Source organism: Terrabacter sp. 2YAF2 (assembly GCF_052114705.1).
Classification (GTDB): domain Bacteria; phylum Actinomycetota; class Actinomycetes; order Actinomycetales; family Dermatophilaceae; genus Terrabacter.
In genome coordinates, this window is the sequence record NZ_JBFRFG010000002.1 from 94,993 (window position 1) to 120,382 (window position 25,390).

Annotated in this window: 26 protein-coding genes; 22 read left to right on the plus strand and 4 right to left on the minus strand. The window is 72.5% G+C overall.

Annotation, left to right across the window (positions count from 1 at the left end; translation table 11 throughout):
- Positions 1-34 precede the first annotated feature (34 nt).
- The 5 genes from AB4030_RS03400 to AB4030_RS03420 all read left to right on the plus strand — a co-directional run bounded on the left by AB4030_RS03400 (position 35) and on the right by AB4030_RS03420 (position 5,124).
- Entirely contained in the window at positions 35-1,006 is a 972-nt protein-coding gene (locus AB4030_RS03400) for a hypothetical protein (RefSeq protein ID WP_442277777.1), read from the plus strand.
- 142 nt (positions 1,007-1,148) lie between these two features.
- Positions 1,149-1,820, plus strand: coding sequence for a hypothetical protein (locus AB4030_RS03405; RefSeq protein ID WP_442277778.1), 672 nt, complete (start codon positions 1,149-1,151; stop codon positions 1,818-1,820).
- Entirely contained in the window at positions 1,817-2,164 is a 348-nt protein-coding gene (locus AB4030_RS03410; protein ID WP_442277779.1) for a hypothetical protein, read from the plus strand. The genes AB4030_RS03405 and AB4030_RS03410 overlap by 4 nt, the downstream gene beginning before the upstream one ends.
- A 447-nt stretch (positions 2,165-2,611) precedes the next feature.
- Positions 2,612-3,847, plus strand: a complete 1,236-nt coding sequence (locus tag AB4030_RS03415) for a PhoH family protein (RefSeq protein WP_442277929.1) — start codon at positions 2,612-2,614, stop codon at positions 3,845-3,847.
- A gap of 452 nt (positions 3,848-4,299) precedes the next feature.
- Positions 4,300-5,124: a lytic transglycosylase domain-containing protein gene (locus AB4030_RS03420; protein ID WP_442277780.1), complete on the plus strand. Its 825-nt coding sequence runs from the start codon at positions 4,300-4,302 to the stop codon at positions 5,122-5,124.
- A gap of 86 nt (positions 5,125-5,210) precedes the next feature.
- Here the strand turns inward: AB4030_RS03420 and coaA are convergent, their stop codons facing one another.
- Entirely contained in the window at positions 5,211-6,230 is a 1,020-nt protein-coding gene (gene coaA, locus AB4030_RS03425; RefSeq protein WP_442277781.1) for a type I pantothenate kinase, read from the minus strand.
- 63 nt (positions 6,231-6,293) lie between these two features.
- Here coaA and glmS point away from each other — a divergent pair, with 63 nt between their 5' ends.
- The 9 genes from glmS (at position 6,294) to tsaD (ending at position 15,376) form a co-directional block, all read left to right on the plus strand.
- On the plus strand, positions 6,294-8,153 hold the full coding sequence (glmS, locus tag AB4030_RS03430; RefSeq protein WP_442277782.1) for a glutamine--fructose-6-phosphate transaminase (isomerizing): 1,860 nt from the start codon (positions 6,294-6,296) through the stop codon (positions 8,151-8,153).
- A gap of 1 nt (position 8,154) precedes the next feature.
- On the plus strand, positions 8,155-8,505 hold the full coding sequence (locus tag AB4030_RS03435) for a holo-ACP synthase (RefSeq protein ID WP_442277783.1): 351 nt from the start codon (positions 8,155-8,157) through the stop codon (positions 8,503-8,505).
- On the plus strand, positions 8,505-10,007 hold the full coding sequence (locus tag AB4030_RS03440) for a bifunctional ADP-dependent NAD(P)H-hydrate dehydratase/NAD(P)H-hydrate epimerase (protein WP_442277784.1): 1,503 nt from the start codon (positions 8,505-8,507) through the stop codon (positions 10,005-10,007). Before AB4030_RS03435 ends, AB4030_RS03440 begins: the two co-directional genes overlap by 1 nt.
- Positions 10,008-10,086: 79 nt before the next feature.
- Positions 10,087-11,310: an alanine racemase gene (gene alr / locus AB4030_RS03445; RefSeq protein ID WP_442277785.1), complete on the plus strand. Its 1,224-nt coding sequence runs from the start codon at positions 10,087-10,089 to the stop codon at positions 11,308-11,310.
- Positions 11,307-12,557 carry an alpha/beta fold hydrolase gene (locus tag AB4030_RS03450; protein ID WP_442277786.1) on the plus strand — a complete coding sequence of 417 codons (1,251 nt, stop codon included), beginning with the start codon at positions 11,307-11,309 and terminating at the stop codon, positions 12,555-12,557. The genes alr and AB4030_RS03450 overlap by 4 nt, the downstream gene beginning before the upstream one ends.
- Positions 12,558-12,562: 5 nt before the next feature.
- On the plus strand, positions 12,563-13,027 hold the full coding sequence (tsaE, locus tag AB4030_RS03455; protein ID WP_442277930.1) for a tRNA (adenosine(37)-N6)-threonylcarbamoyltransferase complex ATPase subunit type 1 TsaE: 465 nt from the start codon (positions 12,563-12,565) through the stop codon (positions 13,025-13,027).
- A gap of 104 nt (positions 13,028-13,131) precedes the next feature.
- Positions 13,132-13,842 (plus strand): tRNA (adenosine(37)-N6)-threonylcarbamoyltransferase complex dimerization subunit type 1 TsaB, encoded by a 711-nt coding sequence (tsaB, locus tag AB4030_RS03460; protein WP_442277787.1) that lies wholly within the window; start codon positions 13,132-13,134, stop codon positions 13,840-13,842.
- Complete coding sequence (rimI, locus tag AB4030_RS03465; protein WP_442277788.1) at positions 13,839-14,333, plus strand: ribosomal protein S18-alanine N-acetyltransferase; 495 nt, start codon at positions 13,839-13,841, stop codon at positions 14,331-14,333. The genes tsaB and rimI overlap by 4 nt, the downstream gene beginning before the upstream one ends.
- Entirely contained in the window at positions 14,330-15,376 is a 1,047-nt protein-coding gene (gene tsaD / locus AB4030_RS03470) for a tRNA (adenosine(37)-N6)-threonylcarbamoyltransferase complex transferase subunit TsaD (protein ID WP_442277789.1), read from the plus strand. The genes rimI and tsaD overlap by 4 nt, the downstream gene beginning before the upstream one ends.
- A 301-nt stretch (positions 15,377-15,677) precedes the next feature.
- On the opposite strand, the gene AB4030_RS03475 is transcribed toward tsaD, so the two are convergent.
- Positions 15,678-16,703 carry a glycoside hydrolase family 3 N-terminal domain-containing protein gene (locus tag AB4030_RS03475; RefSeq protein ID WP_442277790.1) on the minus strand — a complete coding sequence of 342 codons (1,026 nt, stop codon included), beginning with the start codon at positions 16,701-16,703 and terminating at the stop codon, positions 15,678-15,680.
- Between the two features lie 10 nt (positions 16,704-16,713).
- Here AB4030_RS03475 and AB4030_RS03480 point away from each other — a divergent pair, with 10 nt between their 5' ends.
- The 4 genes from AB4030_RS03480 (at position 16,714) to AB4030_RS03495 (ending at position 19,477) form a co-directional block, all read left to right on the plus strand.
- Positions 16,714-16,929 (plus strand): hypothetical protein, encoded by a 216-nt coding sequence (locus tag AB4030_RS03480; RefSeq protein WP_442277791.1) that lies wholly within the window; start codon positions 16,714-16,716, stop codon positions 16,927-16,929.
- Between the two features lie 156 nt (positions 16,930-17,085).
- Positions 17,086-18,075 carry a nucleoside hydrolase gene (locus AB4030_RS03485; protein WP_442277792.1) on the plus strand — a complete coding sequence of 330 codons (990 nt, stop codon included), beginning with the start codon at positions 17,086-17,088 and terminating at the stop codon, positions 18,073-18,075.
- Entirely contained in the window at positions 18,075-18,908 is an 834-nt protein-coding gene (locus AB4030_RS03490; RefSeq protein WP_442277793.1) for a PfkB family carbohydrate kinase, read from the plus strand. Before AB4030_RS03485 ends, AB4030_RS03490 begins: the two co-directional genes overlap by 1 nt.
- 80 nt (positions 18,909-18,988) lie before the next feature.
- On the plus strand, positions 18,989-19,477 hold the full coding sequence (locus AB4030_RS03495; RefSeq protein ID WP_442277794.1) for an SRPBCC family protein: 489 nt from the start codon (positions 18,989-18,991) through the stop codon (positions 19,475-19,477).
- A gap of 153 nt (positions 19,478-19,630) precedes the next feature.
- On the opposite strand, the gene AB4030_RS03500 is transcribed toward AB4030_RS03495, so the two are convergent.
- A complete protein-coding gene (locus AB4030_RS03500; protein WP_442277795.1) occupies positions 19,631-20,872 on the minus strand; it encodes a THUMP-like domain-containing protein in 1,242 nt (413 codons plus the stop codon).
- Positions 20,873-21,163: 291 nt separating this feature from the next.
- Between AB4030_RS03500 and groES the strand changes: the two genes are divergently transcribed.
- Both groES and groL read left to right on the plus strand, forming a co-directional pair.
- The gene (gene groES, locus AB4030_RS03505; RefSeq protein ID WP_142178742.1) at positions 21,164-21,460 is read left to right on the plus strand and encodes a co-chaperone GroES; all 297 of its coding nucleotides are present in this window, start codon (positions 21,164-21,166) and stop codon (positions 21,458-21,460) included.
- A gap of 116 nt (positions 21,461-21,576) precedes the next feature.
- Positions 21,577-23,193 carry a chaperonin GroEL gene (gene groL, locus AB4030_RS03510; protein ID WP_442277796.1) on the plus strand — a complete coding sequence of 539 codons (1,617 nt, stop codon included), beginning with the start codon at positions 21,577-21,579 and terminating at the stop codon, positions 23,191-23,193.
- Between the two features lie 190 nt (positions 23,194-23,383).
- On the opposite strand, the gene AB4030_RS03515 is transcribed toward groL, so the two are convergent.
- Positions 23,384-23,671 (minus strand): WhiB family transcriptional regulator, encoded by a 288-nt coding sequence (locus tag AB4030_RS03515; protein WP_442277797.1) that lies wholly within the window; start codon positions 23,669-23,671, stop codon positions 23,384-23,386.
- 390 nt (positions 23,672-24,061) lie between these two features.
- On the opposite strand from AB4030_RS03515, the gene AB4030_RS03520 reads away from it, so the two are divergent.
- Together AB4030_RS03520 and AB4030_RS03525 are read left to right on the plus strand one after the other, a co-directional pair.
- On the plus strand, positions 24,062-24,637 hold the full coding sequence (locus tag AB4030_RS03520) for a sigma-70 family RNA polymerase sigma factor (RefSeq protein WP_442277798.1): 576 nt from the start codon (positions 24,062-24,064) through the stop codon (positions 24,635-24,637).
- Positions 24,634-25,362, plus strand: coding sequence for a hypothetical protein (locus AB4030_RS03525; RefSeq protein ID WP_442277799.1), 729 nt, complete (start codon positions 24,634-24,636; stop codon positions 25,360-25,362). Before AB4030_RS03520 ends, AB4030_RS03525 begins: the two co-directional genes overlap by 4 nt.
- The last annotated feature ends 28 nt before the right edge of the window (positions 25,363-25,390 follow it).

The following is a 25,390-nucleotide window of genomic DNA, read 5'->3' on the forward strand; positions in this document are numbered from 1 at the left end:
CGAGCACGGTGACGACGTCAGGGGAGAACGACAGATGGCGATCTACAAGAAGGGTGCCGACCCGGTGGCCCTGCGGGCCTCCGCAGAGCGCATCACGGTCCACGCCCGCGAGTGCGACACCGTCAAGGGTGAGGCGAGCCGGGCCGTGCACGCCCTCAAGGGCCAGTGGGGCGGCGCCGACCTCGACCACCTGATGAACCGCTGGCCGCCGGTGGAGGCCCAGCTCACCCAGTTCGGCACCGACCTCGGCAAGCTCGCCGAGGCGCTGCGACGCAACGCCGGGGCGCAGGACACGACGAGCGGGCAGGGTGGGTCGGGCCCGGGTGGCGGACCCGGTGGCAACGGAGGCGCCGGCGGCAGCAACGGCGGCAACGGCATTCCCGGTTATGACCTCCTCAAGTCCCTGTGGACCCCGGTCAAGGGCCTCGGCACCGCAGTCGGCCTGCTCGGCACGAGCATGAAGATCCGCAACTTCCTGTCCAACCTCTCCGGCTGGGACAAGGACCTCGGGCTCTTCAAGAACCTCTCGCAGGCGTGGAAGACGGGACACCTCGCGGAGTTCGGGGATGCCCTCAACCCGAAGAACTGGGCCACGCTGTCGCGTTTCATGCCGTCGCTGGCCGAGGGCGGGGCACTCACCCGCACGCTGGGCAGCGTCGGCAAGGCACTCGGTCCCCTCGGTGTCGTGTTCGGCGGGTTCACGGTCGCCAACGACATCTCCGAGCACCACTACGGTCGGGCCGGCTACGACTCCGTCATGACCGGCCTCGGTGCCGCGGCGCTGATGACCCCGCCGCCGGTCGACGTCGTGTGCGGCATCGCCGCCGGCGGCATGGCGGTGGGCCAGCTCGTCCACGACAACTGGGGTGCGATCTCCGACTTCACCTCCGACGCGACGCACGCCGTGGGGGACTTCACGTCCGATGCCGTCGACGCGGTGGGTGACGTCGCCTCCGACGCCGGTCACGCCATCAGCGACGTCGCCGACAAGGTGTGGCCCTTCTGACCGGTGGCGTGGGTCCCGGGAGGCGAAACCCCGGGGCACCCGGCATCGTTGACGAGACGACGAACCACCCATCCCGAACGACTCGCAGAACGACTCGCAGAACGACCCACCCGGACACGACCGGGAACGACCGAGGAGAACCATGGCTGACCTGATGAAGGGCACCCCGCTCGAAGGCTTCGAGCTGCCCGACGACGTCTTCGGACTGGGGGCCGCCGAGCTGGCCTACCTCATGTCGCGCCACGAGACCCCTGCCGGGGAGCGCTCGCGGCGCCTGCTCATGCTCGACCCGCGGTCCGCGGACGATGCTGCCCTGCTCGCCGGGGCCTCCAGCCTCGCGTCTCGCGGCTGGCTGACCCTCGAGGACGACGGCACCGCCGAGACCCGATCCAACGCCGCTCTCGTGGAGTATGCCGTCGGCGCGGCCACCCGCTGGACCCGCGTCGGCCTCGTGGGGGAGAACGTCAGCCAGCTGGACTTCGCGGTGCTCGTCGAGTCCGACACCGTCGTCGCGCTCATGCAGCCCCGGCAGCTCGCCTCGTGGTTCATCCGCCTCGGTGAGCGCACCGGCGACGTGGGAGCGCTCGTCACCGGCCTGGTCCGTGAGCGCTTCGACGCCGACCCGCAGTCCGGTGTCTTCCTGGAGGTGCAGACCCTCGAGGGCAGCAGCAACCTCGCGATCCGGCGCTCCGGCTCCGGCTTCGAGGCCCTCACCGACGTCGCCGGTCCCGGCACGGGCAGCGGGGGCACCGTCGACGCCGCCGGCCTGCAGGACGCCGTGTCCGCCCTCTACTCGGAAGCGCTCACCGCATGAGCGCCGCGACTCCCCGCCCGACCGGCCCGGGCAGCGCGACCGGCAGCACTGCGCCCAAGGAGCCGTTCTCCTACGTCAGCCAGGAGCGCGGACTGCTCACCCTGAAGATCCGCGAGCCGCTGCTGATGGGCCTGTTCTTCCTCGCCCTCACCGTCGTCGGCGTCATCTTCTTCCTCATGGTCAAGAAGGGCGCTGACCAGGGCGACCCGGGCGCGATGCCCGTCGCCTACCTCATCCTCGCGATCTTCGGCGGCCTGGGCGTCATCGGCATGGCCATCGCCGCCGTCCGGTGGCGGTGGAAGCGCGAGTACGTGCGGGTCATGGGTCGCTCACCCTGGGCCTGACGGGCGATCCGCCGCCCCACGCCTTGGCGCCGGCCGGCCGCGTGGTTAGCGGCACATGAACTCTGCGCGACACGACGACTCGATGCCTGTCAATCCCCATCGGTGTCGGTCCGGAGTCGTACCGTCGACCCAACGGCCGACACCCGTCGGACGTTGCCAGGAGGCCCACCGATGGAGCGATCGCTCAGGACGGAGGGTCGGGCCCTGCGCCACCCTCTGGTGGTCACCGCCCGGCACCTCGGGAGCGAGTAGGCGCGCGACGCGCGCCGCCAAAGGGAGTGGCACATGGCACGTACGACCCGTCAGGTCACGTCGGACCCCGCCAGCACGACCGAGCCGGCTGCGGCCTCCACCCGCGTCGCCACGCGCACGACGGCCCGCGACCGCGAGCCGGAGCACAAGACGTACGTCCTCGACACCTCCGTGCTCCTGTCCGACCCGAGGGCGATGCTGAGGTTCGCCGAGCACGAGGTCGTGCTGCCGGTCGTCGTCGTCACGGAGCTCGAGGGCAAGCGCCACCACCCTGAGCTCGGCTACTTCGCCCGGCAGGCCCTGCGGATGCTCGACGACCTGCGGGTCAGCGAGGGTCGCCTCGACAAGCCGGTGGCCGTGGGCCCCGACGGAGGCACGCTGCGGGTCGAGCTCAACCACACCGACCCGTCGTCGCTGCCCGCCGGCTTCCGGCTCGGCGACAACGACACGCGCATCCTCGCCGTGGCCCGCAACCTCGCCAACGAGGGCGCGGACGTGACGATCGTGTCCAAGGACCTCCCGATGCGGGTCAAGGCGTCGGCGTGCGGCCTCGAGGCGGAGGAGTACCGCCACGAGCAGGGCATCGACTCCGGCTGGACCGGCCTGCAGGAGCTCGAGATCTCCTCGGAGGACCTCGACCAGCTCTACGACCGCGGTCGCGTCGAGCACGCCGGCGCCGCCGAGCTGCCGTGCCACACCGGTCTCGTCCTGCTCTCGCCGCGGGGAAGCGGTCTGGGGCGGGTCGGCGCCGACAAGCAGATCCGGCTCGTCCGGGGCGACCGCGACGCGTTCGGCCTCCACGGGCGCAGCGCCGAGCAGCGCATCGCCCTCGACCTGCTCCTCGACCCCGACGTGGGCATCGTCAGCCTCGGCGGCCGTGCCGGCACGGGCAAGTCGGCCCTGGCCCTGTGCGCCGGGCTCGAGTCGGTCATGGAGCGCCGGGCCCAGCGCAAGGTGCTCGTCTTCCGTCCCCTCTTCGCCGTCGGCGGCCAGGAGCTCGGCTACCTGCCCGGCACCGAGCAGGAGAAGATGAACCCGTGGGGCCAGGCGGTCTTCGACACGCTGGGCGCGCTCGTCTCGACCGAGGTCGTCGAGGAGATCATGGACCGCGGGCTGCTCGAGGTGCTGCCGCTGACCCACATCCGTGGCCGCTCCCTCCACGACGCGTTCGTCATCGTCGACGAGGCCCAGTCCCTCGAGCGGAACGTCCTCCTGACCGTGCTGAGCCGGATCGGCCAGAACAGCAAGGTCGTGCTCACCCACGACGTGGCTCAGCGCGACAACCTCCGCGTGGGGCGGCACGACGGCGTCGCGGCCGTCGTCGAGAAGCTCAAGGGCCACCCCCTCTTCGCCCACGTCACCCTCACCCGCAGCGAGCGCAGCCCGATCGCAGCCCTGGTCACCGACATGCTGGAAGGACTCGAGGTGTGACCTGAGTCACATCTAAAACAGCGTCCCCGAGCACGAAGCTCGGGGACGCTGTGCGCTGGGCCACGCGATTCCCGCCGCCGAATGCGTCCAATACGGACAAGCTCGATTTGATCCTCGTCGGCGGGGATGGCACCGTGTCCAGTTGAAAGATCTCGGAACGATAACGCTCACCTCGGGGTGTGGGCGACAGGGGAACGAGGTCGTGTACTCACGTCGGGCGCAGCCGTCGACGGGCCTGCGCCCGGAGACGCTCGCGCCGGGCGCACCCAACACCCAGGAAGGCGTGACGTCTGTTCATGGCACGGTATGAAGGCCGGCACCGCAACGCACCGGCCCCCTCGACCGCTCCGCGCCCGAACCCCGCCACCTCCTCGGCGCGGTCCGGCGCGACTCGGCACGAGGCGGCCCCCGAACTCTCCGAGGCAGCTGCGGTCCCACGCAGCCCCCGCCCGGTGGCCCAGGCTGCCGGAGTCGCGAAGGACGGCGCCCGCGCCCCGCGCGACTCCGGACGTTCCGGTGCCGCCGAGGACGCCGTCGCCCGGCTTGCTGCGTCGACGCAGTCCCACCCCGGTCGACGCCACGTGAAGTCCCCGGCCCGCAAGCGTCACGTCGCGAGGCCGATCCTGGCCGGCGTCCTCGCCGTCGGGCTCGGCGCCTCCGGCTTCGCCTACGCCAAGGCCAACAACATCATCGGCGCCGACAACGCCGCGTTCGTCGTCGGCAACGGCGTCGTCGCCCAGACCGACGAGATGGCGCGCGCCGCCACCGTCGACATGAGCTATCGCGCGGCGGCATCGGTCTCGCGCAACGAGCGCCGCACCGCCATCTCCGCGACGGGCCTGCGCACGGCCACGGAGCTCGAGGCCAAGCAGAAGCAGGAGGCCGCGAAGCAGGCCGTGCTCGCCCGCGAGGCGGCCGCCCGGGCCGCACGCGACAAGGAGCGCCAGCGCGTCATCGCCAACGCCCAGAACGACCCGAAGTCGGCTGCGCGCCTGCTCATGGCCGACCACGGCTGGGGCAGCGACGCGCAGTACAACTGCCTCGTGAACCTCTGGACCGGCGAGAGTGACTGGCGCTGGTCGGCCACCAACGCCAGCTCCGGCGCGTACGGGATCCCGCAGTCCCTGCCGGCGAGCAAGATGTCGCAGTTCGGTGCCGACTACCGGACCAACCCGCTGACCCAGATCAAGTGGGGCCTCTGGTACATCGAGATGTCCTACGGCAACCCGTGCAACGCGTGGTCCACGTGGCAGGCCCGGTCACCCCACTGGTACTGACCTGACCGATGCCGTATGCCGGGTGGCGGGCTCCCACGAGGAGCCCGCCACCCGGCATACGTGCTCGTGCTCGGTGACCCGACGGGTCAGATCTTGCGCAGGCGCACCCGGCGGACCTCGTGGTTGTCGCCCTTGGACAGCACGAGGTTGGCGCGCGAGCGGGTCGGCAGGATGTTCTCGACGAGGTTGGGGCCGTTGATCTCGCGCCAGATGCGGTTGGCCGTCGCGACGGCCTCCTCGTCGGAGAGCACGGCATACCGGTGGAAGTACGAGTCGGGGTCGGAGAAGGCGGTCTCGCGCAGGCGCAGGAAGCGCTCGACGTACCACGTGCGCACGTCGTCGACCCAGGCGTCGACGTAGACCGAGAAGTCGAAGAAGTCGCTGACGGCCAGGCCCGTCCCGCGGACCGGGTGCATCTCCGGCGCCTGCAGGACGTTGAGGCCCTCGACGATGAGCACGTCGGGCTGACGGACGACGATGCGCTCGCCCGGGACGATGTCGTAGGTCAGGTGCGAGTAGACCGGCGCGGAGACCTCGGCCCGACCGGACTTGATCTCGGCGACGAAACGCAGCAGGGCCCGTCGGTCGTAGGACTCGGGAAAGCCCTTGCGCTGCAGGAGTCCCCGGCGCTCGAGCTCGGCGTTGGGGAAGAGGAAGCCGTCGGTCGTCACGAGCGCGACCTGCGGCGTGTCGGGCCAGCGCGCGAGCATCTCGCGCAGGATGCGGGCGGTCGTCGACTTGCCGACGGCCACGGATCCGGCCACGCCGATGACGAAGGGCGTCCTGGCCGGGCGCTCGCCGAGGAAGTCGCTCGTCACCTGGTGGAGCTGGCGGGTCGCGCCGACATAGAAGTTGAGCAGGCGCGACAGGGGGAGGTAGACCTCCTCGACCTCGTTGAGGTCGACGCGGTCACCGAGGCCGCGCAGGCGCGCGAGGTCGGTGTCATCGAGGTTGAGCGGGTGGTTCTCGCGCAACCGGGACCACGCGGCCCGGTCGAACTCGACGTAGGGCGACGGGATGACGGAGCCGTTGGAGCCGTTGTTGCCGTTGCTCCCGTTGCTCGCGTTCCCGCCGGTACCGTTGGATGGCTCCGACACGCTCGACATTCTTGCGGACGCGACGGCCGTGGGTGGCGTCGGCCCCTCGCGCGGTCCCCTAGGCTTGTTGGCATGTGTGGAATCGTGGGATACGTCGGGCGTTCGAACGACGGGACGGCTCTCGACGTCGTCATGGAGGGCCTGGCCCGTCTGGAGTACCGCGGCTACGACTCGGCCGGTGTGGCTCTGCTCGACGGTGGCCACGTCGAGACCCGCAAGAAGTCGGGCAAGCTCGCCAACCTCGTCGCCGAGCTCGAGGCCGACCCGCTCCCCGCATCGACGACCGGCATCGGCCACACCCGGTGGGCCACGCACGGCGGTCCGACCGACCAGAACGCCCACCCGCACCGCGGCGGCCAGGACGGCAAGCTCGCCCTCATCCACAACGGCATCATCGAGAACTTCCACGCCCTGAAGCAGGGCCTGCTCGCCGACGGCGTCGAGTTCACGAGTGAGACCGACACCGAGGTCGTCGCCCACCTGCTCGCCGCCGCCTACGAGCGCGAGCACGACCTGACGGACGCGATGCGTGCCGTCGTCGCCGACCTCGAGGGCGCCTTCACCCTCCTTGCGATCCACGCCGACCAGCCCGGCGTCGTCGTCGGCGCCCGCCGCAACAGCCCGCTCGTCGTCGGCCTCGGTGACGATGCGAACTACCTCGGCTCCGACGTCGCGGCGTTCATCGGTCACACCCGCCACGCGCTCGAGCTGGCCCAGGACCAGATCGTGACGATCACGCCCGACGGCGCCTCGGTCATCAACTTCGACGGCACGCCGGCGGAGGGCAAGGCCTACGAGGTCACCTGGGATGCCGCGGCCGCCGAGAAGGGCGGTTACGCGACCTTCATGGAGAAGGAGATCCACGACCAGCCGCACGCCGTGGCCGACACGCTGCTGGGCCGCACCGACGCGGACGGCCGCCTCGTCCTCGACGAGATGAGCGTCTCCGAGGAGCAGCTCCGGGCGGTCGACCGCATCACCATCGTGGCCTGCGGCACCGCGGCCTACGCCGGCATGGTTGCGAAGTACGCCATCGAGCACTGGACGCGCATCCCCGTCGAGGTCGCGCTCGCGCACGAGTTCCGCTACTGCGATCCCATCGTCAACGACCGCACGCTCGTCGTCTCCATCAGCCAGTCCGGCGAGACGATGGACACCCTGATGGCCGTGAAGCACGCCCGCGAGCTCGGCGCCGTCACCGTGTCGGTGTGCAACACCCACGGCTCGACGATCCCGCGCGAGTCCGACGCCGTGCTCTACACCCACGCCGGCCCCGAGATCGCGGTCGCCTCGACGAAGGCGTTCCTCGCGCAGATCACCGCCTGCTACGTCCTCGGCCTCTATCTCGCCCAGCTGCGCGGGGGCTCCTACGCGGACGACGCGCAGTCGGTCATGAAGGAGCTCGGCGGCGTCCCGGCCAAGATCGAGACGCTGCTCGGCCAGATGGGCCGCGTCAAGGAGATCGCCCGGTTCATGGCCGACACCCGCTCGGTGCTCTTCCTCGGCCGCCACGTCGGCTACCCGATCGCCATGGAGGGCGCGCTCAAGCTCAAGGAGCTCGCCTACATCCACGCCGAGGGCTTCGCCGCCGGCGAGCTCAAGCACGGGCCGATCGCGCTCATCGAGCCCGGTCAGCCGGTCTTCGTCGTCGTGCCGTCCCCGACGAGCGAGCACGGCCTGCACGGCAAGGTCGTGAGCAACATCCAGGAGATCCGCGCCCGCGGCGCCCGCACCCTCGTCATCGCCGAGGAGGGCGACGACTCGGTCGAGCCGTTCGCCGACGAGGTGATCCGGGTGCCTGCGACGTCGCCGCTGCTCGCGCCGCTGCTCACGGTCGTGCCGCTGCAGGTCTTCGCCCTGTGGCTGTCCACCGCCAAGGGCCTCGACGTCGACCAGCCGCGCAACCTCGCCAAGTCGGTCACGGTCGAGTGACGTGATCGTCGGGGTCGGCATCGACGTCGTGGACATCGAGCGTTTCGAGGCGACCCTCGAGCGCACCCCGGCGCTGCGCGAGCGCCTCTTCACCGTCGAGGAGCGCCACCTCGGCATCGCCTCCCTCGCTGCGCGGTTCGCCGCCAAGGAGGCGCTGGCCAAGTCGCTCGGCGCGCCGGTCGGCCTGCACTGGACCGATGCCCGGGTCGTGTCCAACGACGACGGGCGTCCCTCGCTCGAGATCGGCGGCACGGTCCTCGCACGGGCCAACGACCTCGGCGTCGACTCCTTCCACGTGTCCCTGTCCCACGACGCGGGCGTCGCGTCGGCCGTCGTCATCGCGGAGGGCTGATGATCCGCGCACACTCCGTCGAGGCCGTTCGGGCGGCCGAAGCCGCCGCCATGGCGCAGCTGCCCGAGGGTGAGCTCATGTCGCGCGCGGCGCTCGGCCTCGCCGAGGTCGCCGCGGCGCGCCTCGACGACACCGACGGCACCACCGTGGTCGGGCTCGTCGGTGCGGGCGACAACGGCGGCGACACGTTGTATGCCGTCGCCCACCTCGCCGAGTCGGGCTTCGCCTGCGCCGTGGTGCTGGTTCCGGCAGGAGGCCGCTCGAGCGTGCACGCGGCGGGACTCGCGGCCGCGGAGGCCGCCGGGGTCATGGTCCACGCGGCCACCGACGACCCAGAGGCCGCGGCCCACGTGGTGGCCGAGGCCGACCTCGTGCTCGACGGCATCGTCGGCATCGGTGGTCGTCCGGGGCTGCGGCCCGATGCCGCGCGACTCGTCGACGCCGTCGACGACGACGCCTGGGTGATCGCCGTCGACCTCGCGAGCGGGCTCGATCCTGCCGGTGAGCAGGGCGAGGACGACGCCGTGTGGGCCGACGAGACCGTCACCTTCGGCACCCCGAAGCCCGTCCACCTGCTCCCGGCAGGTGAGGCCGCGACCGGTCGTCTGACCGTGGTCGACATCGGGATCGATCTCTTCGACGTGCCGGCCGCCGTCGAGCGGCTGACGTGGGACGACGTCGCCGGTCTCTGGCCGGTGCCCGGCAGCGGCGACGACAAGTACTCGCGCGGCGTGCTCGGTGTCGTCGCCGGCAGCGAGGCCTACCCCGGCGCAGCAGTGCTGTGCACGACCGCCGCCGCCGAGTCCGGCGTCGGGATGCTCCGCTACGTCGGCACGCCGACCCCGGTCGGGCTCGTCCACCAGGCCGTGCCCGAGGCCGTGGTCGCGCAGGGACGGGTCCAGGCCTGGGTCGTGGGGCCCGGTCTCGACACCGACGCCGACGACGCCGCCACCCGCACCCAGCTCGACGCGGCGCGTGCAGCCCTCGCGAGCGACCTGCCCGTCGTCGTCGATGCCGGGGGACTGGCGCTCGTCGCGGGTCGGCGCGAGGCGCCCACCGTCCTGACACCGCACGCCGGTGAGCTCGCGCGCCTGCTGACCCGCCTCGAGCGCGCCGACGGTCCCGATGAGGTGACCGCCGACGACGTCAAGGGCGACCCGCTCGGCCACGCCCGGCGCCTGGTCGCCCTCACCGGCGCCACCGTGCTGCTCAAGGGCGCGACGACCCTCGTCGTCACCGAGGACGAGCCGGTGCGCTCCCAAGCGGACGCGCCGCCGTGGCTCGCCACCGCCGGGGCCGGCGACGTGCTCTCCGGCGTCATCGGCGCCCTGCTCGCGGCCGGCCTCTCACCGCACGACGCAGCCTCCCTCGGCGCCCTCGTGCACGGCGTCACCGCCGACCGGGTGTCCGGCGGCGGCCCGCTGCGGGCGCTCGCGGTGGCCCACGGCATACGACCCACGGTGCGCGACCTGCTGGCCCGGGGACGGTCCGCGCCCGGCTGACGCCGGCAAGGCCCCGTCCGCTTCCCGCACGCGAAGACCAGCATCCGGAAACCCCCAGACGACCTGCGAGACTGCACCGATGAGCCAGACCGACGCCTCCGACGCCGAGCGGACCGCGACGCCCACCGGCGTCCCCTCCGGCTCTCCGGCGTCCCCGCCGGAGACCCACGGCCTGACCGTGTGGGCCGAGATCGACCTCGCTGCGCTCGAGGCCAACGTGCGCACGCTCCGCGCGCTCGCCCCGACGTCCGAGTTCATGGCGGTCGTCAAGGCCGACGCCTACGGCCACGGGCTGCTGCCGGTCGCTCGGGCCGCGGTGCGCGGCGGGGCCACGTGGCTCGGGGTCGCCCAGTTCGCCGAGGCGTTCGCGCTGCGCGACGCCGGCATCACGACGCGACTGCTGACCTGGCTCAGCGTGCCCGGCGCCGACTTCGCCGGCGCCGTCGAGCGCGACGTCGACCTCTCCGCGTCGGCGCCCTGGGTGCTCGACGAGATCGCGGCGGCGGCGTCGGCGCTCGGCCGCACCGCGCGGGTCCACCTCAAGGTCGACACCGGTCTTGGGCGCGGGGGCGCCTTCGGCGCCGACTGGACCACGCTCGTGCAGCGTGCGCGCCGGCACGAGGCCGAGGGCACCCTCAGTGTCGTCGGCATCTGGACCCACTTCGCGCACGCCGACTCGCCCGAGCACCCCACCGTGCTGGCCCAGCAGGAACGCTTCTTCGAGGCCGTGGCCGAGGCCGAGCGGGAGGGCCTCACGCCCGAGGTGCGCCACCTCGCCAACTCCGCCGCGACCCTGGTGCACCCCTCGGCCCACGCCGACCTCGTTCGCCCCGGGATCGCGATGTACGGCCTGACGCCGGTGCCGCAGGTCGACGACGACTTCGGCCTGCGCCCCGTCATGACGTTGCGCGCGCGGCTGGCCCTCGTCAAGGAGCTGCCGGCGGGGCAGGGCATCAGCTACGGGCACGCCTACGTCCCCGACGTCGACACGGTCGTCGGGCTCGTGCCGGCCGGCTACGCGGACGGGGTGCCCCGCAACGCGACCAACGTCGGACCGCTCCTCGTCGAGGACCGCCGCACGACGATCGCCGGACGCGTCTGCATGGACCAGTTCGTCGTCGACCTCGGCCCCGACTCGCAGGCGAGTGCCGGTGACGTCGTCACCCTCTTCGGCGGGGCGCCCGGCGAGCCGACCGCGCAGGACTGGGCCGACGCGACCGACACCATCAGCTACGAGATCGTCACCCGGCTCGGTGCGCGGGTGCCGCGGCTCTACGTCGGCGCGCCGGGGGACGGCGCATGAGCCCGCGTCGCAACCCGGTCATCGGCATCGCTGCTGCCACCCTCGGGGTGGCGGCCGGGGTGGCCGCCGGCATCGCCGCCGACCGGGCGGGCCGGCATCGCGCCGCGATGGAGGCGCTCGAGACGCCCGAGCTGCTCGACATCACGCCCGACGAGGAGCACGTCGTGCTCACCGACGACGGGGTCCCGCTGCACGCCGAGATCGACCTACCGGCCGATGCGGCCGCACGCGAGGCGGCGGACGGCACCACCCGACACGGTCGTCCGGAGGAGCTGCCCACCGTCGTGCTGACGCACGGCTACTGCCTCAGTCTGCGCTGCTGGGTCTACCAGCGGCGCGCCCTCAAGGAGGCCGGCTACCGGGTCGTCAGCTGGGACCAGCGCGGCCACGGACGCTCGGGCCGCGGCGAGAGGGACAGCTACACGATCGACCGCCTGGGACAGGACCTCCACGCCGTCATCACCGAGCTCGTACCGGATGGGGACGTCGTGCTCGTCGGGCACTCGATGGGCGGCATGACGATGCTCGCCCTCGGCGAGCACCAGCCGCAGTTCGTCCTCGAGCGGGTCGTCGGGGCCGGCTTCATCGCGACGAGCGCCGGAGGGCTCATGCTGGCCAACGGCGGCCGCGTCGCCACCTTCGGCCGTCTCCTGCTCGAACGCCTCGGACCGGGGGTGCTCGGCTCGCTCGCCGAGCGTCCCGCCGTCGTCAGCCGGGTCAGGCGCGTCGCCCGGGACCTCGAGCACTTCATGGTCGAGCAGAACTCGTTCGCCTCGCCGGTCCCGCGCTCGGTGGTGCGCTACACCGCCGACATCCTGCTCAGCACGCCGCTCGACGTCATCAACGACTACCTCCGGACGTTCGACGGTTTCGACAAGCGGCCCGCGCTGCTCGAGTTCCGGCACGCCGTCGTCCTCGTCTTCAACGGCCGCGAGGACATCCTGACGCCGCCGTCGCACAGCGAGCTCATCGTCGAGGGCATCCCCGGCGCCGAGCACATCGTCGTCAACGACGCCGGGCACGTCATCATGCTCGAGCACCCCGACCTGCTCAACGCCCACCTCGTCCAGCTCGTCGACCAGTCGGCTCGGGCGCGGGCCGAGCAGATCGAGGTCGACCGGCAGCCGCGCGTGCGCCGCATCGTCACCGACGTCGCGAAGAACCGCCGTCAGCGCCGGCTCGAGCAGGAGGCTGCCGAGCTCGCCCGCTCCCGTCGTGGCAAGCGGACCCGCACCAAGGGGGCGTGACGGGCATGGAGCGCGAGGTGCGGTGGGCGACGACCGACGACACGAAGGCCTTCGGCCGCCGCCTCGGTGCGCTGCTGTGCGGCGGCGACGTGCTGGTCCTGACCGGTGACCTCGGCGCGGGCAAGACGACGCTGACCCAGGGCGTCGCCGAGGGGTTGGGGGTGCGCGGGCCGATCACGTCGCCGACCTTCGTCATCGCGCGGGTGCACCCGTCGCTCGTCGGCGGACCCGCGCTCGTCCACGTCGACGCCTACCGCCTCGGCAGCGCGATCGAGCTCGACGACCTCGACCTCGACGCCGACCTCGACGCCAGCGTGACCATCGTGGAGTGGGGCGCGGGTCTGGCCGAGCAGCTGAGCGAGACCCGGCTCGAGCTGACCATCACCGGCGACGACGTCCGCACCGCGCACCTGGTCGGGGTCGGCGACCGCTGGGACGACGTGCTCGACGCCGTCTCGCCCGCGGGCTGACGGCACGCAGCCGCGGGGACCCGGGGGACGGCCCACGGAGCCGGGCACCCGGCATACGACCTCGGGTTCGGGGACCCCGTGCGTGCTCGGATAGCCTGACCGACGTGCTCCTGCTCGCGATCGACACCTCCACGACCGCCATCACGGTCGGCCTGCACGACGGCGGCTCGGTCGTCGCGGACTCCACGACCCTCGACGCCCGCGCGCACGCAGAGCACCTCGCGCCGAACATCCGCGCGGTACTGACCGCTGCCGACGCCGAGCCCGGCGACGTCACCGACGTCGTCGTCGGCATCGGCCCGGGGCCCTTCACCGGCCTTCGCGTCGGCATCGTCACCGGTCGCACCTTCGCCTTTGCGCTCGGCCTCCCGGTGCGCGGCCTGACGAGCCTCGACGCCATCGCCCACGAGGCGTGGCTGGGCGGTCGACGCGGTGACCTGCTCGTCGCGACGGACGCCCGCCGCAAGGAGGTGTATGCCGCCACGTACATCCTCGGGGACGCCGGCGCCTGCCGCGTGAGCGAGCCCATCGTGTCGCGCGCCGCCGACCTGCCCGCCGAGGTGCGCGCCCTTCCCGCCGCAGGGCGTGGGCCGTCGCTCTACGCCGAGGCCCTGTCCGAGGCGGTGGATCCTCTCGACGCCAGCGGGGGAGCGCTCGCCGACCTCGCCGTACGCCGGCTGCGGGAGACGTCGTCGGGCGACGGTGAGCTGCAGCACGTCGACCCCGGCCACGGCTTCGACGGGCTCGAGCCGCTCTACCTGCGCCGTCCCGACGTCTCGTCCGCCCCGCCCTCGAAGAAGTCGACGCTCGGATGACGCTCGCCGAGACGCACGCCCAGCCGACCGGCATCGTCCTGCGCGACCTCGAGTGGACCGATCTCGCCCACCTTGCCGACCTCGAGCAGCAGCTCTTCGCCGACGACGCCTGGTCCGAGGCGACGTGGTGGAGCGAGCTCGCCGGCCGACCCCGCCGTGACTACGTCGTCGCGACGGCGCCCGACGGCACCATCGCCGGGTATGCCGGGCTCGACGTCGCGGGAGACGTGGCCGACGTCATGACGATCGCCACGGCCCCCGGTCACCAGCGCCGCGGCACGGGGCGAGTGCTCCTGACCGAGCTCGTCCGCCGCGCGACGGCGCACGGCGCCGAGGCGGTGCTCCTCGAGGTGCGGGCCGACAACGACGCGGCGCGCCGCCTCTACGACCGAGCCGGCTTCGAGGTCATCTCGGTGCGCCGTCGCTACTACCAACCCGGCGACGTGGACGCGCTCGTGATGCGCCTGCTCGTCACGAAAGGAGACGCATGACCGACGAGCCCCTCGTCCTCGGCATCGAGACGTCCTGCGACGAGACCGGCGTCGGCATCGTCCGCGGGCAGACCCTGCTCGTCGACACCGTCGCGAGCAGCGTCGAGGAGCACGCGCGGTTCGGCGGCGTCGTGCCCGAGGTCGCGAGCCGCGCCCACCTCGAGGCGATGGTCCCCACGATCGAGCGCGCCTGCCGCGAGGCCGGTGTGCAGCTGCGCGACCTCGACGCCATCTCGGTGACGTCCGGTCCGGGCCTGGCGGGCGCCCTCCTCGTCGGGGTCGCCTCGGCCAAGGCGCTCGCGCTCGCCCTGGGCAAGCCGATCTACGGCGTCAACCACCTCGCGTCGCACGTCGCCGTCGACATCGTCGAGCACGGCCCGCTGCCCGAGCCGACGATGGCGATGCTCGTCTCCGGGGGCCACTCCTCGCTCCTGCTCGTGCCCGACGTGACCAACGACGTGCGGTCGCTCGGCTCGACGATGGACGACGCTGCCGGCGAGGCGTTCGACAAGGTCGCCCGCGTCCTCGGCCTGCCGTTCCCCGGCGGCCCGCACGTGGATCGCGCTGCGCGAGAAGGCAACCGGATCGCCATCGACTTCCCGCGCGGACTCACGACCGGCCGTGACATGGAGCGACACCGCTTCGACTTCTCCTTCTCGGGCCTCAAGACGGCCGTGGCGCGTTGGGTCGAGACCCGTCAGCGTGCCGGCGAGAGCGTGCCGGTCGCCGACGTCGCCGCGAGCTTCCAGGAGGCCGTCGTCGACGTCCTCACCCGCAAGGCCCTGCTCGCCTGCAAGGAGCACGACGTCGACCACCTGCTCATCGGCGGCGGCGTCGCCGCGAACTCGCGGCTGCGCGCCCTCGCCGAGGAGCGGTGCGCCAAGGCCGGCGTCACCCTGCGCGTGCCCCGGCCCGGGCTGTGCACCGACAACGGGGCCATGGTCGCGGCGCTCGGGGCGCAGATGGTGGCGAAGGGGCGCGAGCCGAGCGACCTCGGGCTTCCTACTGACTCGTCCATGCCGGTCACTCTCGTTCAGGCTTAGGTCGCTTCCAGGCCCGCGTGGCTGGGGTCGTCGGGTGCGCGCACGCCCTCGCGGCGTGGAGCGTCAGCCGGCCGTCCCAGCCCACGTCTACTTGCGTATGCCGGTTGCCGGCTGCCGATGCCGCTCGGGCGCCCGCGCGCCCTCCTTCTCGACCAGCGCGCGCCCTCGTCCTGGCTGGGTGCGACCCGGCCACGCGCGATCTGCACCCCCGCTCGGTCGTCGGCCTGTGCCTGGGGAGGTTGGGGGTTGGTGGGGCAGGTGGCTGATCCGGGGCTGGTGACGGTCGTTCCCGCTCGGTCGGTCAGGGGCAGTGGGCGAGGCCCATTCTCAGCTTGAGGTCGACGACCCTGGTGGCGGCGGCCTGGACGGCGCGTGCGAAGGCGGGATTGGCCTTGGCCTTGCTGGTGATGGCGTCGTGCATGGCAGCGACGGTGGCCGGTCGGGCGGTCAGGGTGATGTCGCCGCCGGCCTCGATGAAGCGGGTGGCGCGCTCGCCGACCGGCACCGCGGCCACGGCCCTGGCGGCGCCGACGTCGTCGGTGATGACGACGCCGTCGTAGGAGAGCCGGTCACGGAGCAGGTCCGTGACGATCGCCTTCGAGAAGACGGCGTTGGTGCCCGGGTCGATGCGGCTGTAGATCGCCGAGCCCACCATGACGAGCTCGACGCCGTCCTGGACGCCCGTCCGGAACGGCTCGAGGTAGGGATCGTCGACGGTCGTCGTGCGGTCGGTGATGCCGCTGGCCGTGACGTCGGTGTTGCCGGTGATCCGCCCGATGCCCGGGAAGTGCTTGACGGTGGCGGCCACCCCACCGGCGCGCATGCCGGCAAGGAAGGCACCGACCATGCGCGAGACCTGCTCGGGGTCGCTCGAGAACTGGCGGTCGTACTGGCCGATGGGGCCGTTGGCTCGGCCGATGGAGATCGGCACCGTGTCGGCGACCGGCGCCAGGTTGACGTTGATCCCGGCCTGGCGCAGCTCGGCCGCCCACCGGGTGGCGTCGGCGGTCAGGGCGCCCGGCGAGCCCTGGTCCTGGACGCGGGCTGACGGCATACGACTGAAACCGGTGCCGCGCAGCTGCTGCACGGCGCCGCCCTCCTGGTCGGCGGCGAGGAGCAGCCCGAGCCCCGCGGTGGTGTTCTTCGACGCGAGGGCCGCGAGGTGCCGCGTCGTCGCACGGACGCTGTCGACGCCACCGGTCCAGCCGCCGAGGAGGATGACGCCGCCGAGGTGACGGCTGCTGACGAGGGCGTCGAGGCTCGCGCGGCTCGCGGCGTGGTCGAGGCCGACCATGAGCAGCTGGCCGGCTCGCTCGCCGGCGTCCATCCCGGCGACGATGCGAGGTGCGCACGACGTCGGTGGCGCGGGTGGCGCTGGCTTGCTCGTCGTCGCGGGAGGCTTCGGGGCAGTCGTCGTCGGGGGCGCCGTGGTCGAGACCGGGGCCGACGACGTGCCGACGGAGGAGGGGCTGGTGGGCGTCGGCGGCGAGGAGCAGGCGGCCGCGAACGTCGCGGCGGCCACCAGGACGGCCGTCGGGAGGGTGCGGTGGTGACCGCGTCCGCGGGGGCTCTGGCGCATCGTTCGAGCCTATCCTCGGCGGGCGTCCTCGCGGGTCACGTGCAGCGGTCAGGCGCGGTCCGCTGCGGTGGCCGGCGGTGGACGGCGGTGGGCAGGGCTGGTCACCGGCCCGAACCGGTACGTTGCCGCTGTGACGACCGATCCCATCCCCGTCGTGCTCGACGTCGACACCGGAGTCGACGACGCGTGCGCGTTGCTCCTCGCCGCCCTCCACCCGGCCCTCGACCTGCGGGCCGTCTCCTGCGTCGGTGGCAACGCGCCCGTCGACGACGTCGTGCGCAACACGCTGCTCGTCCTCGAGACGGCGGGTCGCACCGACGTGCCCGTCGCCCGCGGCGCCGAGCGGCCGCTGCTCGAGGTTCCCGTCGATGCCCGCCACGTCCACGGCGACGACGGCATGGGTGACCTCGGGTGGGGCCCGCCCGCCGCCAGGAGCGACCGGCGCCACGCGGTCGAGCTGCTCCGTGACACCTGCCGCGAGGCTGCCGAGACCGACCGGCCCGTGACGCTCGTTCCGCTCGCGCCGCTGACCAACATCGCGCTGCTGCTGCGGACGTATCCCGATGCAGCGCAAGGCATCTCGGAGATCATCTTCATGGGCGGCGCGGCGCACGTCGGGAACGCGACGGCCTCGGCCGAGTTCAACGTCTTCCACGACCCGGAGGCGGCGGCCGTCACCCTCGATGCCGCAGCCGACCTCGGCATCCCGGTGACGATGTACGGTCTCGACGTCTTCTACGAGCCGGTCGTCACTGCCGACGTGGTGGACGAGCTCATCGCCGTCGGGGGCCGAGGGCCGGCCGAGCTCGGTGGCCGGCTGATCGCCTTCCAGAACCAGCGGTTCGGCCGGGACGCCTCCACGATCGGCGACGCCGGCGCCGTCTGTGCGGTCATCGACCGCACCGCGCTGACGACGGAGACGCTCCCGCTGCGGATCGAGCTCGCAGGCACGTGGTCGCGCGGACGCACCATCGTCGACCGCCGCGACTGGAGCGGGGACATGGCGCACGACCCGCACGGCGAGGCCCCCGTCCGCATCGAGGTGGCCCTCGGCGTCGACGGAGCCCGCTACGCCGCGCTGTGGGCCGACACGCTCCTCGGCCGGACGGGGGAGCGCTGATGGGGCGCGTCGCCGTCCTCGGCTCGCTCAACGTCGACGTCGTCACCCTCGTCGAGCGGCACCCCGTCCCCGGCGAGACCGTGCTCGGCGAGGCCGGTGGCCGGTTCGTCGGGGGCAAGGGCGGCAACCAGGCCGCGGCCGCGGCGCGCGCCGGGACGAGCCACGTGCAGATGCTCGCTCGGGTTGGTTCCGACGAGGCGGGCGCAGCCTACGTCGAGCGCCTCGGGGCCTTGGGCATCGACCCGTCGTCCGTCTCGACGAGCCCCACGGCCCCGACCGGGACCGCGCTCATCACCGTCGACGAGCAGGGCGAGAACTCGATCATCGTCATCGCGGGCGCCAACGGGGAGCCGGACCCGTCGCTCGCCCGCGAGGCGGGACGCCTGGCTCCCGGCGACGTGCTGCTCTGCTCGCTCGAGGTCGACCTCGGGACGGTGGCCGCGGCGGCCAGGGCGGCCCACGCCGCAGGTGCGCGCGTCGTGGTCAACCTCGCTCCGTATGCCGCCCTGCCGCCCGACGTCATCGAGCTCGCTGACCCCGTCGTCGTCAACGAGGCGGAGATGCGCGCCCTCGCGGACTCCGCCCTCGTGCCCCAGTCGCTCCTCGTGACCTTCGGCGCGGCGGGAGCGCGGTGGGGGATGGACGGTGTCGACGGCATACCCGTCCCAGCCGCGGAGGTGGGTGACACGGTCGGGGCCGGGGACGCGTTCTGCGGTGCGCTCGCCGCGGCGCTCGCGGGTGGCGCGGACCGACGGGCCGCGCTCGAGACGGCCAACGCCGCAGGCGCGGCGGCGGTGCGCTGGGTCGGGGCTCAGCCGGACGCTGCGCTCTGAGCCTTCTTTGTACCTTGCACGTTACGTAACCATTGGGTTACGTTGATCGGGACGGCCGTGGGCCGACGAGAGGAGCCGTGATGGGTGAGCTGACGCAGGTGCTGGGCCGGATCGATCGCGACGGTGACACGGTGGCGGTGGTCTTCGACCGGCACTACCCGACGACGCCCGACGACCTGTGGCAGGCCTGCACCGACCCCGAGCGCCTGGCGCGCTGGTTCGCCCCCGTCAGCGGCGACCTGCGGCCCGGGGGCCGCTTCACCATCCACTTCGACGACGCCGACACCCCGTCGTGTCGAGTCGTGACGTGCGAGGCGCCGGCCCGCCTGGTCTGGGAGTGGCCGGTGCGCGACGTCCCGTCCCTCGTGACGGTGGAGATCTCCGAGGACGGCCAGGGCTCGCGACTCGTGCTGCGCCACGAGCGACTGGCCGCGGGACAGGCCGCAGGGTATGCCGCCGGCTGGGACACCTACGTGCGCGCGCTCGACGCCCATGTCGCAGGCGCACCCGGACCCGAGTGGGATGCCACGTGGAGCGCCCTGCACGAGCTGTATGCCGAGGACGCCTGAGCGGCGCGTGGCCGCCTGACGATGAACTTGCCGATGGTGCTGCGATCGGTGGGGTGATAACCCCACCAAGCGCAACACCATCGAGCAGGCCATCCGGCACATCGTCGGCTGACGCCCGGGGGCGCGGCGCAGACGGTGCGGACGGGCGACGGGTCAGGCCGGCGTCACGACGAGGGCGACCTGACTGCCGCCGACCCGGGTCAGGACGAGCGTCGCCTCGGAGCCGCCCCTGCCGCGCCCGGTCATCTTCAGCTGCCGGCGCAGCAGGTCGGCGTCGAGGGTCACGCCACGCTTCTTGATCGTCACGCGGTCGTGGCCGTGGTCGCGCAGCCACCGCGCGAGGCGCTTCGTCGACAGCGGCATCGCCTCGACGACCCGGTAGCGCCGGGCCCAGGGCAGCTCCCTCGGCTGGCCGCTCGTCACGTAGCCGACGCCGGGGGCCAGCTCGGCGCCGTCGACCGCGGCGACCAGTGCGCCGGTGAGCCCGGCGCGGATGACGGCTCGGTCTGGCTCGTGCAGCCACTCGCCGATGTCGCCCACCGACGCGAGGGGCGGACGCTGGCCGCCGTCCTGCGCGTCGGCCTCGGTGACGACCGACGTCGAGGTCTCGGTGCACACCGCAGCCGTGCGGCCCCTGGTGGCGACGAGTGGGCCCCACCAGACCGCGCACTCGAGCACCTCGCCGTGCCAGGACGTCCACTGTGCCTCGGCGCCACGCGGGACCGCGCCGTGCGGGAAGGCGGGGGAGAGCTTCGCGCCCGTCGCGGGCACCGCGTCGGCGAAGGCCAGCACCTGCGACCACGTCGGCGAGATGGCATCGAGCGAGAAGAGGCGCTTGGTGCGGCCGTTGACGTCGGCCACGCCGGCGACGCGGCGGGCGGGGTCGAGCCACAGGCCGAGGCGGCGTGCGCCCTCACCCTGTGGCAGGCGTACGTCCTCGGCGAGCCCGTGCGTCACCCGCGCCGACGGCCAGTGGCGCAGGTTGACCGCGGCGACCCTGGCGGTCGCGTCGTCCGCGTCGACGGCGTGAACCGTCAGGTCGAGGCCGGCGAACGCCATGGCGTCGGCCCCCAGCCCGCACCCGAGGTCGTAGACGTCGCGAACGCCCGCGGCCGCATACCGGTGCGCGTGGCGGGCGGCGATCGCGAGTCGGGTCGCCTGCTCGAGCCCGTCGGCCGTGAAGAGCATCCCCGCCGCGAAGTCGCCGAACTTGTCGGTGCCTCGAGCGCGCAGCCGCGACTGGGTCATCGCGGCCGCGACGAGGTCCGCCGCGAAGCCCGCGTCGCGCAGGCGGTCCTGCAGGTGCAGCGACCCGGCCTCGTCGTAGGGAGGAAGCGACTGGAGCAGCGCCCAGCCCTCACCCGCGGAGAGGCGATCGACCATGGCGGCGTCCATGTCCACATCCTCGCAGGCGCAGTGGTGCAGGCCGGGAGTGCTGGGGGCCGGCCGAAGGAGGTTTTCGGGGTACTCGGGGCGCAGGGCCGCCAGGCCCGTGAGCCCCGAGGGTTGGCACTCGACTTGACCGAGTGCTAACCGCAAACCTAGATTTCTTCCTGTTGGCACTCTCGACCCGAAAGTGCCAGCTCCCTCCTCGAGGGAGGTCGACCCCCGCGACGGCGGCCAGCCTCGAAGAGCCCACAGTCCGTAGTCAGTTCTTTCGACTGTCCCGAAGGGAAGGTCACCACCGTGTCGGTTGCCATCAAGCCGCTCGAAGACCGCATTGTCGTCAAGTCCCTCGAGGCCGAGCAGACCACTGCATCCGGCCTCGTCATCCCGGACACGGCCAAGGAGAAGCCGCAGGAGGGCGAGGTCCTCGCTGTCGGCCCCGGCCGCTTCAACGACAACGGCACCGAGCGCGTCCCGCTCGACGTCAAGGTCGGCGACAAGGTCATCTACAGCAAGTACGGCGGCACCGAGGTCAAGTACGGCGGCGAGGAGTACCTCATCCTCTCCGCGCGCGACGTCCTCGCCATCGTCGGCTGACCCAGCCGTATGCCGTGACCGCACCCCGGTGAGCCCCGCTGGGGTCTCCCCGGGGTGCGTTCCGTTTCACCCCAGATCCACTCAGACGCAACGCAATCCGAGCCTGAAGGAACACCATGGCCAAAATGCTGGAGTTCGACGACTCCGCCCGCAAGTCGCTCGAGCGCGGTGTTGACGCGCTCGCCAACGCCGTCAAGGTGACGCTCGGCCCGAAGGGCCGCAACGTCGTCATCGACAAGAAGTGGGGCGCCCCCACGATCACGAACGACGGCGTGACCATCGCCCGCGAGATCGAGCTCGAGGACGCCTACGAGAACCTCGGCGCCCAGCTCGCCAAGGAGGTCGCGACCAAGACCAACGACGTCGCCGGTGACGGCACGACGACCGCGACCGTCCTCGCCCAGGCCATGGTCAAGGAGGGCCTGCGCAACGTCGCGGCGGGCGCCGCCCCCGCCGCGCTCAAGCGCGGCATGGACAAGGCCGTCACCGCGGTCAACGACCGCCTGCTCGAGAACGCCCGCGAGGTCGACGGCAAGGACGAGATCGCCTCCGTCGCCACGCTCTCCGCCCAGGACTCCACCCTCGGCGGCCTCATCGGCGAGGCGTTCGACAAGGTCGGCAAGGACGGCGTCATCACCGTCGAGGAGTCCTCGACGACGGCGACCGAGCTGGAGTTCACCGAGGGCATGCAGTTCGACAAGGGCTACCTCTCGGCCTACTTCGTCACCGACACCGAGCGCATGGAGACCGTCCTCGAGGACGCCTACATCCTCATCAACCAGGGCAAGATCTCCTCGGTCGCCGAGATCCTCCCGGTCCTCGAGAAGGTCGTGCAGTCGGGCAAGCCGCTGCTCATCATCGCCGAGGACGTCGACGGCGAGGCCCTCTCGACCCTCGTGGTCAACAAGATCCGTGGCACGTTCAACGTCGCGGCCGTCAAGGCCCCCGGCTTCGGCGACCGCCGCAAGGCCATGCTCCAGGACATCGCCATCCTCACCGGTGGCCAGGTCATCGCGCCGGAGGTCGGGCTCAGCCTCGACCAGGCCGACCTGACCGTCCTCGGCCAGGCCCGCCGCGTCGTCCTCACCAAGGACAACACGACGATCATCGACGGCAACGGCGAGGAGGGCGAGGTCTCCGGCCGCGTCCACCAGATCAAGGCCGAGATCGAGCGCACCGACTCCGACTGGGACAAGGAGAAGCTCCAAGAGCGTCTCGCCAAGCTCGCCGGTGGCGTCTGCGTCATCAAGGTCGGCGCGCACACCGAGGTCGAGCTCAAGGAGAAGAAGCACCGCATCGAGGACGCGATCTCCGCGACGCGGGCCGCGATCGAGGAGGGCATCGTCGCCGGTGGCGGCACCGCCCTCATCCACGCCGCTTCCGCCATCGACGCCCTCGAGCTGACCGGTGACGAGGCCACGGGCGCGTCCATCGTGCGCAAGGCCGTTGCCGAGCCGCTGCGCTGGATCGCCGAGAACGCCGGCCTGCAGGGCTACGTCGTCACCTCCAAGGTGGCCGAGCTGCCCCTCGGCCAGGGCCTGAACGCGGCCACCGGCGAGTACGGCGACCTCATCGCGGCCGGCGTCATCGACCCGGTCAAGGTCACCCGCTCCGCGCTGCGCAACGCCGAGTCCATCGCGTCGATGATCCTCACGACCGACACGCTCGTCGTCGACAAGCCGGAGAACGAGGACGCCGCTGCCGGCGGCCACGGCCACGGCCACGGCCACTGACGAACGACGCCACACGGCATACGACATGGACGCCTGAGGCGGACCACGTCAGCGCCTGACAGCACAGCAAGGGCCGCTCCCCGATGGGGAGCGGCCCTTGCTGCTGCTCGACCGCCGCGACCCCGTCGTGACTCGCGGGTGGGTCGAGTTGCTGTGCCGCCGGCGACGTGTGCCGGCGGGCGTCAGGGGGTCACGACGCCTGCTGGATGCCGTCCTGGATGACCTCGCGCTCGCCCTCGGTGAGTCCGCCCCAGACGCCGTAGGGCTCCCGGACCTCGAGGGCGTGCGAACGGCACTGGGCCAGCACGGGGCACGCGGCGCAGACGGCCTTGGCCTGCGCGTCACGGTTGCGCCGGCGAGGGCCCCGCTCGCCCTCGGGGTGGAAGAAGACCTCGGGGCTGACGCCTCGGCAGGCCCCGTCCAGCTGCCAGTCCCAGAGGTCGGCAACCGGTCCGGGCAAGCGCGTGATCTCGGCCATGAACTCGTCTCTCCGTGGGGCGGGGTGCCCGCCGTGTCGTACCGGCCCGCTCGGTGCACCGAAGGGGTGCTGGGTCCGCGGATCCGACGCTAACCGGGCACGCGATCACGGATAAAGAGCGGAATCTTAAGGACTTGTTCAAGAATTGCCCTCCAGATGGCATGGTGGTCCACGCGAGGGGTGTGGCGGGGGTTGGGCGTCGGTTCGGCGAGGGTTCGGCTCTTCAGTGGTCGTCCGGGATGCGCGGCGGCACTAGCATGGTCGGCTCCGGCGACGGGTGCCTGGCGGGCATCGCCGTCGCCAGCACAGACGACAGTTCGGGGGACGACGACTCTCATGGGTCCTGGTTGGTCCACGCACGCCGGCGTAACGCCGGGCGGCGCCGGCGCGATGGAGCGCTTGGACGCTCTGTCGCTACGTGAGCTGGCGGCGCTCGCCGTGCGTGACACCGACGCGCGCGACGTGCTGCTGACCCGCGTCAGGGACATGGCACTGCGTTACGCACGCGTCCGGCTCGGCCGCTTCGGTGCCGAAGACACTGCCCAGGACGTCGCTCAGGAGGTGTGCATGGCCGTCGTGACCGCTCTCCCGACCTACGAGGAGCGCGGAGTGCCGTTCGAGGCCTTCGTCTACACCATCACCTCCCGCAAGCTCGCCGACGCGCAGCGCGCCGCGATGCGCGGACCGGCGCCCGTGGCCGACGTGCCCGACGGCCCCGACGACGGGCCGTCGCCCGAGTCCGTGGCCGTCATGCGCGACGACGCGGCGACCGTGATGACGCTCATGCAGCAGCTGTCCGGACAGCAGCGCGAGATCCTGACGTTGCGCGTCGCCGTCGGGATGAGCACCGACGAGACGGCCGCCGCCCTCGGGATGTCGACCGGGGCGGTCCGCGTCGCCCAGCACCGCGCGCTCACCAGGCTCCGTGCGATGGTCGCCCGGGCCGAGGCGGGTGACGTGGCGTGAACGACCCGTCCCCCCTGAGCGACCTCATCGCCGACGACCTCCTCCTCGACCGCCTCGCGGCCCGGGTCGACGCCGGCTCCGACCCGCTCGCCGGCCTGCTCGGAGCCCTCGCAGCCCAGGCCGACATGCCGCTGCCGCTGAGCACCGGGCGCCGCCGGATCGGCAACAAGCACCGCTACCTCGGGGCGTTCGCCGCCCTCGCGGTGGCTGCCTCCGGTGCCGGTGTCGCGGCCGCCGTCACGGTGCCGGCCCACGGATCGAGCCAGGCCGACCGTGCCCTTTCCGTGACGCTGACCGACGACAGCGCCCGCAGTCACGTCCCGACCACGCCGCTGCCACGGCTGGGGCTCCCGCAGACGTCACGAAGCACCCACGCACCGGCACTCGTCCTCGCTCGCCGCGGCGACGGCGCCATCGTGCTGGTGCCGGCCGGGTTCGTCGCGGCGCCGGCGCGACCCGGCGGTGGAACACCCGGGACCGGGGAGACCGGCAACGGTGAGACGGGCAACGGACAGGCGGGCAGCTCCGGCCACCAGGGCGGCGGCAAGCAGGCTGGGGCGGCCCAGACGCCCACTCACGGCAAGAAGCCCGCACCCGCCACCACCAGGGCGAGCAAGGGAACCAAGAACGGCCACCGGGACGGCAAGGACGTCAAGAAGCCCGCCGCGACCACGACGCCCGCGACGAACCAGGGCGTCGGCCCACAGACGCCGCCCACCCCCTGACGCGCGTTCGGACGTCGCTGTGCCAACC